Below are 15,179 nucleotides of genomic sequence, written 5' to 3'. Positions count from 1 at the left end.
GTCGTACGGGCCGTAGGCCGGATATCGCGGCAGAGGAGCGGAGAGAGCATGCCGGAAACCTTTTTCCAGGACCGAACCGTCGACAGGGAACCCGCCTCCGACGTGTTTCTCGTCATCGGCATCCCGGGGTCCGGCAAGAGTTCGGTGTCGGCGGCGCTCGCCCGCCGCTTCCCCCTCGGCGCGCACATCGAGGGCGACCGTCTCCAGGACCTCATCGTCGCGGGCGGGCGTCCACCCTCGCCTCGGAAGGACCCCGAGGCGGACCGCCAACTGCTGCTGAGGGCCCGTAACGCGTCGGCGCTGGCGCGCAGTCTCCACGCCGCGGGTGTCGTTCCGGTGATCGACGACGTGGTGGTCCGGCGGGCCCATCTGGACTTCTACCTGGAGCAGTTGAAGGGTCTTCCGCTGCGGCTGACCGTCCTGGCTCCGGCGGCCGAGGTCGTCTCGCGCCGGGTCGCCGAACGGGACAAGGTGCTGGCGGACGACTGGTCGTTCCTGGACGCGGCGCTGCGCGCCGAACTCGGCGGTGAGGGACGGTGGTTCGACAGCTCCGAGCAGACACTGGAGGAGACGGTCGACGCCATCCTGGCCAAGGGCTGAACGGCGCGCCGCCGTCCGGGCGGAACGGCGGACGGGGACGGCCCCGGCCGTCCGGCAGCCGGACCGCCTTTACGCCGACGGCACCCCTTCCCTCCCCGCTTCCCCTCGACACGAAAGGACGGGTCATGGCGGAATCCCTCACCCGGACCGCGGTCGGCATAGTCGGCGCGGGCCCGGCCGGACTCATGCTCGCGCACCTGCTGTCCCGCGCCGGAATCGACTCGGTGGTGGTGGACCACCGCACCCGGGCCGAGATCGAGGGCACCAGCCGCGCGGGCATCCTGGAGGCCGACAACGTCCGGCTGCTGACCGACTCCGGGGTGTCCAACCGGGTGCGCCGCGACGGCCGCCCGCACGACGGCATCGAGCTGCGCTTCGGCGGCGAGAACCACCGCGTGGACTTCCAGGCCCTGGTGGGGGAGAGCGTGTGGCTCTACCCGCAGACCGATGTGTTCACCGACCTCGCCGACGCCCGCGAACGCGACGGGGGAGACGTACGCTTCGGCGTCCGGGGCACCGAGGTCGTCGACCTCACCTCCGAACACCCGGGCATCCTGTTCACCGATGCCGACGGGGTGGCGCGGGAGATCCGCTGCGACGTCCTGGTCGGCGCCGACGGCTCGCGCGGGGTGTGCCGCACCGCCGTACCCGAGGCGGAGCGCACCCACTTCTTCCGCGAATACCCCTACGCCTGGTTCGGCATCCTCGTCGACGCCCCGCCCAGCGCCCCGGAACTGGTCTACACCCACTCCGAACGCGGCTTCGCCCTCATCAGCCGGCGTACGGAATCCGTGCAGCGCATGTACTTCCAGTGCGACCCCGACGAGGACCCGGCGGTCTGGACGGACGACCGGATCTGGGCCGAACTCCAGGAACGGGTGCGCGGCGCGGACGGCTTCACCCTCAAGGAGGGCCCGGTCACCGACCGCTCGGTCCTGCGCTTCCGCAGCTTCGTGTGCGAGCCCATGCGCTACGGCAACATGCTTCTGGCCGGCGACGCCGCCCACACCGTCCCGCCCACCGGCGCCAAGGGCCTCAACCTGGCGCTGGCCGACGTGCGGCTGCTCGCCGAAGCCGTGGAGAGGGCGCTGACCAAGCACGACCGTACCGCCCTCGACGCCTACGGGCCGCGCGCCCTGCACCGCGTCTGGCGCGCCCAGCACTTCTCGTACTGGATGACGACGATGCTGCACCGCGCCCCCGGCGCCACCGACTTCGACGTACGGCGCCAGCTCGGCGAACTGGCCTCGGTGGTCGGCTCCGCGGCCGGCTCCGCCTATCTGGCGGAGGCGTACACGGGGTGGAGCGAACGCCGGCCGCTCGGCAGGCCGGGACCGGGCGGGGTGAGGACGGCCGCCGGGCCGCTCCCAGGTTGACGGAAAGCCTACTGTGGCCCGGGCGAGCCCTTCCGTACATTCGGGGGGCACTTCTGTCCGCGTACTGCAGCAGGTTCTTCATCCTTCGCACCGGCCGCACACCGCGTCCCGGCCGGGAGCGAGGGGGGCGAGGGGACCAAGCCCGGATGAGTGACCGCGAGATCGTTCTCATGACCGACCACAGCTCGACGGAGGGCAGCCGCGCCGCCCTGGCCACCGCGGTCGAGTTCCTGACGGGACGGCCAGCGGTCCTGGTCGACGCGCGGCACTTCCTGACCGGCGGATCCGGCCGGGCGCGGGTGGTGGACCGCGCCGTACGCCTGGAGGTGCCGTCCGAGGACCTCGTGGTCACTCCCTCGGTCCTGCTCGTCTACGAGGTCCAGCCGCCCGAACGCCGCCGCTTCGAGCCGTTCCAGCGGCTGATGAGACGCCACGGAACGGTCTCCCTGGGGACGGACGCCGACGCGTGGCGGGCGGCCACCGACAAGAACCTCACGACGGCCCGGTTCGCCCTGCACGGCATTCCGCACATGGAGACCGTCACCCTGACGCGGCCGAGCGTGGACGCAGCCGCCGCGGCGTTCGACCGGCTGGGGCGGGACGTCTGGGCCCGGCCCGCCCTGGGCACCTGCGGGGACGACGTCCGGCACATCACCACGTTCGAGCAGCTCTTCCAGGCGCTGGCCCACTTCGCCGACACCGGGCAGGACTGGCTGATCTCGCGGGACGCCCGCAACTTCGACGCCACCGGGCAGCGCCACCAGTTCCGCGTCTCCGTGCTCGACGGACGCGCGGTGCAGGCGTGCGAACACGTCCAGGCCCGTCCCGACGCGCCCTGCAACGAGGCCCAGGGCGCGGCCTGCACCCCGATGCCGGTGGACGAACTGCCCGTCGACCTGTGCGAGCTGGCGGTCGCCGCCACCAAGGCCGTGGGGCTGCGCTTCGGCGGCGTCGACCTCGCCGTCGAGAACGGCGGCGCGGTGTTCGAAGTCAACGTCCACCCGATGCTCGGTGCGGCCCACCCGGCGGAGTCGGTGGCGGTTCCGTATGTGGAGGCGCACCTGGCCATGCTGTGACGGGACGGTCAAACCGCCCGCCGCCGCCCTACGCCCCGGCCGCCACCTGGTGGTTGTGCACCCGCGAGACCTTCGGCTCCGGGCCCTGGGGCAGGCCGGTCTCGGCCGCGAGCGGGGTCACGATCGACATGAACTTCCGCATGGCCTCCTCGGACTCCCACAGGTCGGTGATCTGCAACCCCCCACCCGTCTGGACGCAGATGTGGGCCAGACACCCTTCGAAGGGGTTGCCGGGCAGATCCCGGAGCTTGGCGTGGAGGGCGTCGTACTGGTCCGTCGTCACACCCGGCAGCTCGACCTGCATCAAAATCGCCATGGGCTCTCCTCCGCGAAACGGGTTGCGGTCCCTCGCCGCCGCCACGATGGCGGCTCGCACTCGCGGCCAGCACAGCACGCCCGTCTCCGCCGGGCATCCCGCGCGAGGCCGGACGAGTGGTGTGTCCTGCGGTGATGACGGTGTGTGACCGTTCCGGATGCGTGCTGCGCGCGACGCTGATTCTCTGGTGGCGTCCGCTCCCCCCCCAGAACCAGGAGTGATCATGAGCATTGCAGACGAGACCGGCGGCCGGGCCCGGCAGATGCGCCAGAAGGCGGAGCAGCTGGAGCAGGCCGCCGAGCGCGCCAGCGACCCGGCCGAGCGTGACCGGCTGAAGGAGAAGGCGCGTCGACTGCAGGAGGAGAGCAGGCAGACGAGCGAGATGGGCAGTGGGGGCATCGACCCCATGTGACGCCTCCGCGTGGGAACCCTCGCGTGCACCAGACGCGTGAACTCCCCGCGTGACCGCGTGACCGCGTGACCGCGTGACCGCGTGACCGGGCCGGCCGGTGACACCCCCGCAACGACGCGGGAGCACGGTGTCACCGGCCGGCTTCCGGCTTCCCGGGGACGGCCGGCCCTGTTCCCGGATCCCCGTGGCGGCAGTCGAGGACCGCCAGATGTCGGGTGCGGTCGACACCGAGCCGGGCGACGAGGTCCGCCTGCTCGTCCGGCTCGACCCGGCGCCTCCCCGGCGCACCACGGCCGGGCCGCGGTGATTTTCCCGTGCCGAGGGGGGCCGCTTGCGTTGGAGTGCGCTCCAAGCTCTAGTTTCGTGCACATGAACAGCGCACAGAACTCCGAAACCGCCTCCCACGCCCCTTCCGCCGCTGCCGTCGGCTCCGCCGACGAGCGCTACGAGCGCGGTCTCGCGCTGCTGCGGAAGGTCAGCGGACACGAGCGGGCCGATGTGCTCGACAGCCTCGCGGACATCGCCCCCGACCTCGGCCGGATGATCGTCTCCTTCGGATACGGGGAGCTCCTGGCGAACGACCGGCTCACCCTGAAGCAGCGCGAGCTCGCCACCGTCGCCGCGCTGTGCGCCATGGGCAACGCCGCCCCCCAGCTGCGCTTCCACATCGACGGCGCACTGAACGTGGGCGTCACCCCGGCCGAGGTGGTGGAGGTGCTCATCCACACCGCCGTGTACGCGGGGGTGCCCGCGGCGCTCAACGGCATCGCGGTGGCGCGGGAGGCCTTCCGTGACCGGCCCGGCCTCGCCCACCAGCCGGTCGCCACGGGCGAGAGCGAGCGGCGGTACGAGCGGGGACTCGCCAAGCTCGCCGAGGTCGACGGGCACGCGGGGGAGGCTGTCGTCGCCTCCCTCCAGGACATCGCCCCGGACCTCGGGCGCTACATCATCGAGTTCGCGTTCGGCGACGTCTACTCCCGCCCCGGCCTCGACCTCAAGTCCCGTGAGCTGGCCACCATCGCCATGTGCACGGGCCTGGGCACCGCCGCCCCGCAGCTGCGGGTGCACGTCCACGGCTTCCTCAACGTCGGTGGTACCCGCGAGGAGGTCGTCGAGGTCATCACGCAGATGGCCGGATACGCCGGGTTCCCCGCCGCGCTGAACGCCATCGCCGGCGCCCGCGAGGTGTTCGCCGAGCGGGACCGCTGACCCCGCCCCCCACGGGGAGGCCCGCCCGTGAGCGGGGCAGGGTCAGCGGCTTCGCCGGAGGAGAAGCCCGGCGGGGCCGTCAGCCCTCGGTGTCCGCGAAAGCCACGCGCATACTGCGCTTCAGCGCCTTCCCCGTGACGCCCACGTGCTCCTCGGCGCCCTTGACGAGGACCTTCTCCACCAGCGGCCAGCCGCGCTCCGCGAGCAGGGCGTTGACCCGTGACCGCAGGTCCGCGAGCTCCTCCTCGGAGGACGGCACGTCGATGCTGAGCACGGGCACCTGGCGGTCGTCGCCGTCACCGCTGTCGACGCCGACGACCGAGCAGTCCACCAGGTCGGGGAAGTGACGCAGTATCAGCTCCTCGGTCTGGGCGCTGTAGAGGACGCCTCGCGCGGTGCTGATCCGGTCCGTGGTCCGGTCGACGTGGTAGTAGAGGCCGTCCTCGCCGCGGTAGGCGAGATCGCCGGTGAGCCAGTAGCCCTGGATCCGGTTCTTCTCGCTGAGTAAGCTGTTGTTCCAGTAACCGCCCGTGATCGTGGGCGACTTGAGGGCGAGGCGGCCCACCGTCCCGTCCGCCACGGGCTCGTCGTCCGCGTCGAAGATCTCGACCTCCACCCAGGCGAACGGACGGCCGATGCACCGCTGGTAGCGGTCGCTGGTGGGCGTGTGCACCGTACGGAACATGGCGAAGCCGAACTCGGACGAGCCGAAGTTGTCGATGAAGAGCGAACCGTCCCGCGGGTTCCCCTCCCGGTCGACGTGGTTGCCGCGCGCCACCAGCTTGCGTATGTGCCGTTCGTGGTTGGCGTCGCCGGTGGACATCCACCGTGAGACCGAGGACAGGTCGTAGGCGTCCAGATCGACGCGGCACAGGTCGACGAAGGTCTTCGGGAAGCCCGCCACCAGGTGCGGGCGGAACTCCTGGATGGCGCGGGCGATCTCCTCGGGACCGCGGCGGGTCGCGAGCAGCGTGGTGGCACGCCGGGCGACCGCCGACATCAGCACCGAGATCGCGGACGCGTGGCTCTGCGGCAGCGCCGAGAGGATGCGGGTGCCGAGGTCGGCCCGGATCTGCTGCCGGACGCCGAAGAAGAACCCCTTGTGGTTGAACTGGACGGCCTTGGGGATGCCGGTGGTCCCCGAGGTGTGGGCGATCAGCACCGGGTCGTCGTCCTCGTGGGTGAAGAGCTTGAAGGCGCCCGGGCCGTAGGGCTCCTCGGTGTAGTACGCGATCGGCAACCGGTCCCCGGCGAGCCGCTCGGGGTCGGTGACCACGGCCGCCGCCCCGACGTGCTCGACGAACCGCGCCGCGGTCTCCGAGGGGAGCGAACTGTTCACGAACACCGGAATGGCGCCGATCTTCGTCAGTGCGATGTAGTGCACGAGGTAGCGCACGCTCTCGGTGACGTAGACCGCCACCGGGTCCTTGGGGCGGATGCCGTCGGCGTGGTACCCGGCGGCCACCCGGTCGGTGAGCTCGTCGAGCGCCGACAGGGTGAGTCTGTCGTGGCTGACCCCGGTGGGGGCGCGATAGGGCTGATCGAGCTCGATCACCGTCTCGGCCGTCTCGCTCGCGGCAGCCGCCAGCCGGAAGAAGTTGCCGGCGCCGAGTCCGTCGGTCTCGATCAGGCCGATGAGGTCGGCGGCGGAGTCCATGCGGTCGGTCGTCATGTGTATCGCTCCATCGCGGTGCGGATGTCCTGGGGAATGGGGATCGGGCCGTGCCCTTCGAGCGAGGTGGTCACCAGCACCGCGCGGACGCGGGCCCGCACGTCCCGGCCCGGCGACCCGGCGCACTCGTAGCGCAGCTCGAACGACGACTTTCCGATGCGTTCGACAGTGAGCGTGATGTCCAGCGCGTCGCCGAGCCGGCTCGGGGCGAGGAAGTCGCATTCGAGACGGACGGTGGGTATGCCGATCCGTCGCTCGGCGAACAGCCCCGCGTAGCCGACCTCCAGCCCCGTCTCGAACCAGTCCTGGAGCACTTCGTTGATGAGCAGCAGATACTGCGGGTAGAAGACGATTCCCGCCGGATCGCAGTGGTGGAAGAAGACACGCTTGCGCTGGGTGAAGCCGGTCGGACCGGTGTCAGGCGGAGGCGGGGTCACCGTGGGCTCCTTCCGGCTCTGCCGACGGGGCCAAGCCGCCGTCGGCGGAGCCGCGCAGACGGAAACGCTGGATCTTGCCGGTGCCGGCCCGGGGGAGTTCGGCGCAGAACGTGATGAGGCGCGGATACTTGTAGGGCGCCATCTCGGCCTTCGCGAACCGCTGGAGTTCCAGGACGAGTTCGGGCGAGGGGGTGTGACCCTCGGCCGGCACGACATGGGCCTGTACCACCGCGCCGCGCTCGTCGTCGGGCGCGGCGACCGCCGCGCACTCCCGGACGGCCGGATGGGCCAGCAGGGTGGCTTCGACCTCGACGGGCGAGATGTTGTACCCGGCCGACACGATCATGTCGTCGAGGCGGGCGTGGTAGTGGAGATAGCCGTCCTTGTCGGCCCAGCAGGCGTCACCGGTGAGGTTCCAGCCGTTGCGTACGTAGTCCGCCTGGCGTGCGTCGTCCAGATAGCGGCAGCCCGTGGGCCCCTTGACGGCCAGTGCGCCGACCTCGCCGTACGGCAGCGGGCGCCCGGCGTCGTCGACGACCGCGGCGAGGTAGCCGGGCACCGGCCGTCCCAGCGCGCCGGGCCGGGTCGCGGCCTCGTCGCCGCGCATCGCGATGAAGATGTGCAGCATCTCGGTGGAGCCCAGCCCGTCGATCAGGTCATGGCCGGTGCGCTGCTTCCACATCTTGCGGGTGACGGGCGGCAGCGGCTCGCCCGCCGATACGCACTCGCGCAGCGAGGCCAGCCCGTACGGGGCCGGGTCCACGCACATCGCCCGGTACGCCGTCGGACCGCTGAAGCAGACGGTGGCGCGGAACTCGTCTATCGCGCGCGCCAGATGACGCGGCGAGGCGCGGTCGAGCAGTACGACGGAGGCGCCGATGTGCAGGGGGAAGAGCAGCAGGGCGCCGAGGCCGTACGTGAACGCGAGGGAGGGGGTGCCGATGAACCGGTCGTCGCCGGTGGCCCGCAGTACGTGCTGGGGAAAGGAACGGCACACCGCCATCACGTCGCGGTGGGAGTGCACGGTCGCCTTCGGCATCCCCGTGGTGCCGGAGGTGAAGGCGATCAGGCAGGGATCGGTGGCGGCGGTGTCGGCGGGGGCGAACCGGTCGGAGTGCCCGGCCATGGCCTGTTCGAGGCCGGTTTCCGCACCCTGTCCGCTGTCGTCCCGCGCGCTGCCGTAGTGCATCGTCCGCGGCCCGCTCCCGTCCGTGCGCGCCGCCGCCAGCTCGGCGGCGAGGGCGGACTCGCACAGGGCGTGCGTGATGCGTGCCTTGTCGATGACGTACGCGAGCTCCTTGGCGCGCAGCAGCGGCATCGTGGCCACCACCACCCCGCCGGCGCGCACCACGGCGAGCCAGATCGCCACCAGCATCGGGGTGTTGGCGCCCCGCAGCAGCACCCGGTTGCCGGGCACCAGGCCCATGTCCTCGGTGAGCACATGGGCGATGCGGGAGACGGTGGCGAGAAGTTCGGCGTAGGTCCAGCGCACCCCGTCCGGTGACAGCACCGCGAGACGGCCGGCGCGGCCGGGCGCCCCGGAGGGGCCGTCGAGGAGCTCGGTCGCGCAGTTCAGCCGGGGCGGGAAACACAGGGTGGGCAGATCGAGCAGGGTGTCCGGCTGGAGGAAGGGCGGAGGTAAGTGGTCCTGGACGAAGGTGTCGAGGTGTCCGGTGCCGGGCTCCCGTGGCGCGGGAGGCGGGGAGGTGGACGCGGACGGTGGTGGGGCGGGAAAGGGAGATGGGGTACTCAACTGCCTGCCCTTCAGGGTGACTTCCGGTCGGCTGACGCCTCATTGAACGGGCGACGGCGGGGAAATGCGTTGACGATGCGTGCACGGTGGTGGCCTGATCGTGCGCGCACCGCGCGTACCGTCCCCCGTGGCCTGGAGGTGCCGCTTCGGGGGAGTGGGGGGCAGGTGGTCGGAGGGGAGGGGGCGAGTGCCGTCCCCGCCACGCTAGGGGGCTTCTTCGTGGGGGGTAATCCCGCAGTTTAGGGATTGCGCAATGACGCGGAGCGTGAGGCCTTGGGGAGGGGTGGGTGGCCGAAATGGCTGCGGACGAGGAGTAGTTGACCGTCGCACCCCACTGGCCGGGAAGGGTCCGGAGCCTACAGCCCGGGCATGGAAGTGATCTTTCGCCGGCCGGCCGGAGAGACCTCCACGCCTCGATGGTTTGCCACGGTCCGCCCGGAATGCGATCTTCGTACGTATGTGCGACCCTGGTGGGGTTCAGCCTTCGAGGTCCCTTGAGGGAGGCGGTGTCGTGGGCAAGAAGCAGACCCGACAGAACCGTGGCGCCCGCACCGGCGGTCACGAGCGCGCCGCGACGGCGGAGACCAAGGAGCCGACGAGGTCGCCTGCGGCGAGGGAGGCGATGCGTCCGGTCCCGCCGGAGGCCTCCCACAAGCAGTCACGGAAGTTCGGCCACAACTGACCGTTGTCGAGACGCAAGTGGAGTTGCCGGTTCCCCTGTCGGTGGAGTTGACGGGGGAACTGGTCGTACGTCTACTCTCGTCTCCGCCGATAAACGATCACTCGGGGGACCAGCTGTGGTGGACGACAACAAGAAGGCAGTGCGGGGCTTCTTCGAGGCGGTCAGCGACCGCCGGCTGGAGGACCTGCCCCGGTTCATGGCGCACGACGTCGTGGACCACAACAAGATCATCCACGGTGAGGCCGACGAGCCGGGCGCGGCCTTCGAGGGGCTGCGGCAGCAGCTCGCCGCGTTCGATCCGCTCACCGTCCAGGTCGACGAACTGATCGGCGAGGGGGACCGGGTGGTCGCCCGGGTCACCCAGCGCGGTGTGCACGGCGGGACGCACCCGCGGATGCCCGAGCCGACCGGCCGTGGCTTCGACGTCGAGGCCATCTGGATCTTCACCCTGGTCGAAGGGAAGATCACGGAGATCCGCGCGGTCAGCGACCGCCTCGGGTTCTTCCTCCAGCTCGGCTGGGACTGGCCGCAGGTCTGACGTCTTCGGAGCCGCGCCGGGCGTACCGCCCCGGCGCGGCATCGCGCGCGTTTCGGCGGGGCGTCAGTGCGGCCCGAAAAGGAACAGCGTGAGCAGCAGCAGGAGCAGCAGGGCCCAGCCGAGCACGCCGATCCTCCGGCGGTGCGGGTCGCGTCCCTGGGGCCATTCGGCGGCGTCGTGCGGATCCCTGTCCATGCGGCCAGCTTATGAGCGGACGGCCGGGGAGGGCTATGCCGTGCGGCGCAGGCGCGCCGAGAGGTGGTGCTGGAGCGGCTGTCCGACCGCCGCGAGGTCGTGGACGAAGGTGAGCGTGTCGTCGCCGGTGAGGGTGTACCGGCGACGGGTCGCTCTCACCTCCTTGGCGGTCGGGGTGAGGGCCACCTGGTCGGCGGAGAGGTCGACCGTGTTCTCCCCCGCGTGGCCGACCGCGAGCTCCGCGATACCGGTGGGCTGGGTGATCAGCGCCTCCACCCGCCCGTCGGCCTGGAGCCGCCACCAGCCGCTCTCCCGCGCCGAGGGGCGCAGCGGCGCGTCGTCGACCCCGAGCAGCCAGGCCCGTGCCTCGTACCGCAGGAAGGGGCGCCCGTCGTGGGTGAAGACGACTTCCTGCGCGTAGGAGAACTCCCCCTCGATGGTCGGGTACGCCCCCTGGCCCCGGCCGTGCCAGGTGCCGATGAAGCCCAGCACCGGCCCCAGCAGCACATGCGGTGCGGGTACGTCGTCGATGCGCCCGCTGTCGGGGTAGGGGTTGTCCAGCAAAGGGTCGAACACGGGCACTCCTGGGGTCGGGGGCGGCGGCCGGGCCGGCACCGGGTGGGTGAAGCCTAGAACGGGTACCCCCGGGTGACGTACTCAGCGCCCCGACATCGGCGGGTGGTGGTCCTGCCGAGGGGGGGTGTGCGGTCCTCCACCGCCTGCGCCGCCCCGGGCACAGGTCCTCGCGGAAGGAGCGCCCGATGATCTCGGCCCCGCACGGGAGCCCGTCGCTCAGCCCCGGTCGGCACGGCCCCCGCCGGCACGCCCACGAAGCCCGTCGCGGTGCACAGGCGCATCGCGGAGGGCGGTAGGACCCCTGTCCGCTCAGGCCGAACCGGGCGGGGCGCTGCGGGGTGCGCAGGTCATGTCGAGCGGTCCCGGTCCCAGCGTGCCGCGCACCTGTACGCGCAGGGTCGCCCCGGGGTCGGGCGTCAGCTCCCAGCGGCTGCACACCGTGGCCAGCGCCAACGTCATCTCGGTGAGCGCGAACTGGTCGCCGATGCACTTGCGGTTGCCGCCGCCGAAGGGCACATGCGCGCCCCGGGGAAGCGCCTCGGCCTCACCGGGCGCCCAGCGGTCGGGGTCGAAACGCTCCGGGTCCGGGAACAGGTCGGGCCGGTGGTGCAGGAGGTAGGCGCTGTAGAGGAGCGCGGTGCCCTTGGGCAGGGGGTGCCCGGCGAGGGTGGTGTCGGTCGTGGTGACACGGGTGAAGAACCACCCCGCCGGATACATGCGCATCACCTCGTGGATGACGCGCTGCGTGTACGCCAGCCCGTCGAGATCCGCGGGTGCGGCGGTGCGCCCCGCCAGGGTGGCGTCCACCTCCGCGTGCACCTGCTCCCGTACCTTCGCGTCCTGGCTGATCAACCACAGGGCGAAGGCCAGGGTGTTGGCGGTGGTCTCGAAACCCGCACCGATCATCACCATCAGCTGGTCGCGGATGTCCGTCTCGGGCATGGGCTCGCCCGTGTCGTCGTCGTGGGCCCTCAGCAGCATCGACACCAGGTCGTGCTCGCCGGGCGCCGCCCGGCGGACGGCGATGATCTCGTCGATGGCGCGGTGCAGCCGACGGCAGGCCCGGCGGTAGCGCCGGTTGTTCCGGGTGGGCAGCCGGTAGAGCGGCCCGAGCGGCAGCATCACCCTCTGGTAGATGCCGTCGATGACGGTGTGCAGGCTCTCCAGCACCTCGGCGACCGCCGAGTCCTCCGCCTCCGCGGCCAGCACGCTGCGGGTGACGATGCGCAGGGTCAGGGTGGTCAGCGCGGCGGTGACGTCCAGCCGCTGACCGGGCCGCCAGGCGGTGGTCATACGGTCCACCTCCTCGCCCATCACCTCCGCGTACCCCTCGATACGGCCGGGCTGGAAGGCGGGCTGCATCTGGCGCCGCTGCCACCGGTGTTCGCGCCAGCCGGCCATGGGCAGACTGCTGCCGAACAGCACCCGCGCCTTGTCGAAGAACGGGCCGCCCTTGTCGAAGGTCCGCGAGTCGGTGAGCATCTGGTGCGCCGCGTCCGGGCGGCAGACGACATAGGCGGGCCAGGGCCCCATCCCGATCCGCACGAGGTCCCCGTGGGCCGGCAGCGAGGAGAGGAACTCCAAGGGGCGGGCGTGGAGTTGCCAGGCGTGGCCGAGCAGCGGCAGACCGCCGGGAGCCACGCCGGCGCGCGCCGGTGAGGGGGTGGTGGTCACAGCGGACACCTCCATGGGGGCCTGCCGGGCCCGGTGCGCGGCAGGCCGTCGGCTTCCGACTATCCTCCCCGCGCCCATGGACGGGAACCCGGCGCGAAGCAGCCCGCGAGGGCGCGGCGGGGACGGACAGCAACCCCCTTGCCCGTAGGTGGCGTACGTGGCACAGGAGGAACCGTGACGCGTCCTCGTCGACGTCCGGCGGTGGGGCCGTCCCGGGGCGCCGGGGAGCGGTGGCGGGAATGTAGTAGTTTCAGCCCCCACGTTCCGGCTTGCGGTTGCCGCAACGTCAACTTCTAGTGTCCTCGGTGTGGCCGGAAAGACCGGCCCGGCGATGGGAGGCACGGCCATGCCCTGGTCGATCGCGGACGTGGCCCGGATGTCCGGGGTGACGTCCCGGACGTTGCGGCACTACGACGAGATCGGCCTGCTGCCGCCCGCGTGGATCGGCTCCAACGGCCACCGCCACTACGAGGAGGCCGACCTGCTGCGGCTCCAGCAGATCCTGCTCATGCGGGAGCTGGGCCTGGGGCTGCGCGAGATCCAGGCCGTCCTGGACAGCCAGGTCGACCGGGTGGCGGTGCTCCGCGAGCACCACCGCCGGCTGCTCGCGGAGCGCGACCGGCTGGCGACGCTCGCCCGTACGGTCGGCCGCACCATCGCCGAACTGGAGGAGAACGAGGACACCACCATGGCGAAGATCAACCGCCCGGAGAACCTGTTCGAGGGCTTCGAGGCCACCGACACCGAGACCGAGGCGGAGGTGCGGGAGAAGTGGCCGGAGGCCTGGGAGCAGTCCCGGCAGGCCGTCGAGACGATGACCCCCGACGACACCGAGCACTGGCAGCGCGAGGTGACGGCCCAGATGATCCGCTTCGCGGAGTTCATGGTGGCCGGGACCCCGGTCACCGACCCCGCGGTGCAGGCCGAAACGCACCTCCACTACCAGGGCGTCTGCCGCTTCTGGACGCCGAACGCCGCCGCCTACAAGGGGCTCGGCCAGACCTACGTCGACGACCCGCGGTTCCGGGAGAACTTCGACAGGATCGCCGACGGGCTCGCGGTCTACCAGCGCGACGCGATGGTCGTCTACGCCGACACCCGGCTCGGCTGATCCGCCGGCGCCGAGGGGGGCCGTACCCGGTGGGTGGTCCGTGCGCGCACGGACCACCCCACGCACACCGACTACCGCTGCGGCGACAGGCCCCAGATGTGCTTCGGTGTGACGATCTTCGTGATCGCCGAGCCGAGGACCGTGCTCGGCTCCTGGCCCTGGTAGAGGATGTCCGTGTTGAGCAGCGCCACCAGCGTCGCCTTCTGCTCCGGCAGGTAGACGGTCAGGCTCTCGTACCCGGGCAGCGAGCCGTTGTGACCGGTCCAGCCGTTGACGTTGACGATGCCGAGCCCGTAGCCCGCGCCCGGGGTGCCGGTGGGGAGCACCTTGAGGCGCTCGGCCTGGGTGGCGGGCGAGAGCAGGGTGCCGGTGGCGAGCTCCCTGGCCCAGTGCTTGAGGTCGTGCAGGTCGGAGATCATCGCCCCGGCCGACCAGGCCCAGCTCGGGTTCCAGTGGGTGCTGTCCGCGATCTTTCCGGTGAGTGTCTGGTCGGTGTAGCCGTGGGCGTGCGGGCGGGGGAACTCCGCCCCCTTCGGGAAGAGGGTGTCGTCGAGGTGGCCGGGCCGCAGGACCCGGTGCTCGATGACGTCCCGTACGCTCCTGCCGGTCACCTTCTCGATCACCAGTCCGAGCAGGATGTAGTTGCTGTTGGAGTACTGGAACTTGGCGCCCGGCGCGAACACGTTGGGGTGCTTGAACCCGTAGGCCAGCAGCTCCCTCGGGGTGAAGACGTGCTGGGGGTTGCTGAGGAAGTCGTGGACGAAGGTGTCGTCCGCGGTGTACGGGAACAGACCGCTGCGCATGTCCAGCAGATCGCGCAGACGGATGCGGTGGCCGTTGGGGACGCCCTTGACGTACTTGGAGATCGGGTCGTCGAGGCGGACACGGCCGTCGTCGACGAGTTCGAGGACCGCCGTGGCGGTGAACGTCTTGGTCTCGCTGCCGATGCGGATCCGCATGTCGTCGGTCATGGGCGCGCGGGTGTGCTTGTCGGCGACGCCGAACGCGCGGACGTAGCTGCCCTTGCCGGGCATCCACAGACCGACCTGGACCCCCGGGATGCCCGCCTTCTTCATGACGTCCCGCACGGCCTTGTCGATCCTGGCCCGCAGTCGCGGGTCCAGTTCGTGGCGGGGGTACAGATGGTCGTCTCCGCCGCCCCGGGCGGGGGCGGGCGGGGCGGCCTGGGCCGGGGCGAACGCCGCCGGCAGCAGTCCCCCGAGCGTGAGCGCCGCCGCGGCGAGCCCGAGGGCCGCCTTCGACCGGCGGGACGGGGAGGGTCTTCTCATGGTCGGGCCTCTCTGATCTTCGGTTCGTCTGCCGAGCAGATCGTCCGCGACGAGTGGCTCCCGTCCGCGTTGGTCGGGCGGGTGATCCGGGTGAATGGCTGTGATCCACCCGATCGGCCCTCATACGGTCCGGAGGGCGACACCGGTCACGGGAAACTCATCCGTCCTGATGAGCACGACCACCCGGACGGGGCATTCCCACAGCGATTCCCGCCCAACTCCTGTGCGTGGCCGGTGCGTTGACGCCCCCTTAGGTATCCCGG

The 15,179-nt window shown here is 71.4% G+C and carries 17 protein-coding genes and 1 pseudogene; 9 read left to right on the top strand and 9 right to left on the bottom strand.

Annotation, left to right across the window (positions count from 1 at the left end):
* Positions 1-48: 48 nt before the first annotated feature.
* From ACZ5ID_RS11030 to ACZ5ID_RS11020, 3 genes are all read left to right on the top strand, one after another.
* On the top strand, positions 49-600 hold the full coding sequence (locus ACZ5ID_RS11030) for an AAA family ATPase (RefSeq protein WP_468895889.1): 552 nt from the start codon (positions 49-51) through the stop codon (positions 598-600).
* A 125-nt stretch (positions 601-725) separates the two neighbouring features.
* On the top strand, positions 726-1,976 hold the full coding sequence (locus tag ACZ5ID_RS11025; RefSeq protein WP_468895887.1) for a 4-hydroxybenzoate 3-monooxygenase: 1,251 nt from the start codon (positions 726-728) through the stop codon (positions 1,974-1,976).
* Between the two features lie 146 nt (positions 1,977-2,122).
* Positions 2,123-3,052: an ATP-grasp domain-containing protein gene (locus ACZ5ID_RS11020; protein ID WP_468895884.1), complete on the top strand. Its 930-nt coding sequence runs from the start codon at positions 2,123-2,125 to the stop codon at positions 3,050-3,052.
* A 28-nt stretch (positions 3,053-3,080) separates the two neighbouring features.
* Here the strand turns inward: ACZ5ID_RS11020 and ACZ5ID_RS11015 are convergent, their stop codons facing one another.
* On the bottom strand, positions 3,081-3,368 hold the full coding sequence (locus ACZ5ID_RS11015) for a hypothetical protein (RefSeq protein ID WP_468895881.1): 288 nt from the start codon (positions 3,366-3,368) through the stop codon (positions 3,081-3,083).
* 223 nt (positions 3,369-3,591) lie between these two features.
* On the opposite strand from ACZ5ID_RS11015, the gene ACZ5ID_RS11010 reads away from it, so the two are divergent.
* The 3 genes from ACZ5ID_RS11010 (at position 3,592) to ACZ5ID_RS11000 (ending at position 4,989) form a co-directional block, all read left to right on the top strand.
* Positions 3,592-3,780 carry a DUF6381 family protein gene (locus tag ACZ5ID_RS11010; RefSeq protein WP_406554515.1) on the top strand — a complete coding sequence of 63 codons (189 nt, stop codon included), beginning with the start codon at positions 3,592-3,594 and terminating at the stop codon, positions 3,778-3,780.
* Positions 3,781-3,964: 184 nt separating this feature from the next.
* The gene (locus ACZ5ID_RS11005) at positions 3,965-4,087 is read left to right on the top strand and encodes a hypothetical protein (protein WP_468895878.1); all 123 of its coding nucleotides are present in this window, start codon (positions 3,965-3,967) and stop codon (positions 4,085-4,087) included.
* Between the two features lie 62 nt (positions 4,088-4,149).
* Positions 4,150-4,989 carry a carboxymuconolactone decarboxylase family protein gene (locus ACZ5ID_RS11000; RefSeq protein ID WP_468895875.1) on the top strand — a complete coding sequence of 280 codons (840 nt, stop codon included), beginning with the start codon at positions 4,150-4,152 and terminating at the stop codon, positions 4,987-4,989.
* A 79-nt stretch (positions 4,990-5,068) separates the two neighbouring features.
* On the opposite strand, the gene ACZ5ID_RS10995 is transcribed toward ACZ5ID_RS11000, so the two are convergent.
* The 3 genes from ACZ5ID_RS10995 to ACZ5ID_RS10985 are packed head-to-tail and all read right to left on the bottom strand — an operon-like array spanning position 5,069 to position 8,851.
* Positions 5,069-6,661, bottom strand: coding sequence for a class I adenylate-forming enzyme family protein (locus ACZ5ID_RS10995; RefSeq protein WP_468895872.1), 1,593 nt, complete (start codon positions 6,659-6,661; stop codon positions 5,069-5,071).
* Positions 6,658-7,098, bottom strand: a complete 441-nt coding sequence (locus ACZ5ID_RS10990) for an acyl-CoA thioesterase (protein ID WP_468895869.1) — start codon at positions 7,096-7,098, stop codon at positions 6,658-6,660. Before ACZ5ID_RS10990 ends, ACZ5ID_RS10995 begins: the two co-directional genes overlap by 4 nt.
* On the bottom strand, positions 7,079-8,851 hold the full coding sequence (locus ACZ5ID_RS10985; RefSeq protein ID WP_468895867.1) for an AMP-binding protein: 1,773 nt from the start codon (positions 8,849-8,851) through the stop codon (positions 7,079-7,081). The genes ACZ5ID_RS10990 and ACZ5ID_RS10985 overlap by 20 nt, the downstream gene beginning before the upstream one ends.
* A 511-nt stretch (positions 8,852-9,362) precedes the next feature.
* On the opposite strand from ACZ5ID_RS10985, the gene ACZ5ID_RS10980 reads away from it, so the two are divergent.
* Positions 9,363-9,533 carry a hypothetical protein gene (locus tag ACZ5ID_RS10980; RefSeq protein WP_468895864.1) on the top strand — a complete coding sequence of 57 codons (171 nt, stop codon included), beginning with the start codon at positions 9,363-9,365 and terminating at the stop codon, positions 9,531-9,533.
* A 118-nt stretch (positions 9,534-9,651) separates the two neighbouring features.
* Positions 9,652-10,071, top strand: a complete 420-nt coding sequence (locus ACZ5ID_RS10975) for an ester cyclase (protein ID WP_468895861.1) — start codon at positions 9,652-9,654, stop codon at positions 10,069-10,071.
* A 63-nt stretch (positions 10,072-10,134) separates the two neighbouring features.
* Here ACZ5ID_RS10975 and ACZ5ID_RS10970 read toward each other — a convergent pair whose 3' ends face one another.
* From ACZ5ID_RS10970 to ACZ5ID_RS10955, 4 genes and pseudogenes are all read right to left on the bottom strand, one after another.
* A complete protein-coding gene (locus ACZ5ID_RS10970; RefSeq protein ID WP_468895858.1) occupies positions 10,135-10,266 on the bottom strand; it encodes a hypothetical protein in 132 nt (43 codons plus the stop codon).
* Between the two features lie 33 nt (positions 10,267-10,299).
* Positions 10,300-10,842: a heme-binding beta-barrel domain-containing protein gene (locus tag ACZ5ID_RS10965; protein WP_468895855.1), complete on the bottom strand. Its 543-nt coding sequence runs from the start codon at positions 10,840-10,842 to the stop codon at positions 10,300-10,302.
* A gap of 53 nt (positions 10,843-10,895) precedes the next feature.
* Positions 10,896-11,129, bottom strand: a pseudogene (locus ACZ5ID_RS10960) (hypothetical protein); the annotation flags it as partial.
* 22 nt (positions 11,130-11,151) lie between these two features.
* Entirely contained in the window at positions 11,152-12,516 is a 1,365-nt protein-coding gene (locus tag ACZ5ID_RS10955) for a cytochrome P450 (protein WP_468895852.1), read from the bottom strand.
* Between the two features lie 346 nt (positions 12,517-12,862).
* Here ACZ5ID_RS10955 and ACZ5ID_RS10950 point away from each other — a divergent pair, with 346 nt between their 5' ends.
* Entirely contained in the window at positions 12,863-13,627 is a 765-nt protein-coding gene (locus tag ACZ5ID_RS10950; protein WP_468896189.1) for a MerR family transcriptional regulator, read from the top strand.
* A gap of 71 nt (positions 13,628-13,698) precedes the next feature.
* On the opposite strand, the gene ACZ5ID_RS10945 is transcribed toward ACZ5ID_RS10950, so the two are convergent.
* Positions 13,699-14,916: a serine hydrolase domain-containing protein gene (locus ACZ5ID_RS10945; protein ID WP_468895849.1), complete on the bottom strand. Its 1,218-nt coding sequence runs from the start codon at positions 14,914-14,916 to the stop codon at positions 13,699-13,701.
* Positions 14,917-15,179: the final 263 nt, after the last annotated feature.

It is taken from the genome of Streptomyces sp. NPDC031670 (assembly GCF_055580545.1).
Note: the sequence above shows the minus strand (reverse complement) of the source record. Positions and strands in the feature narration are given on the sequence as shown.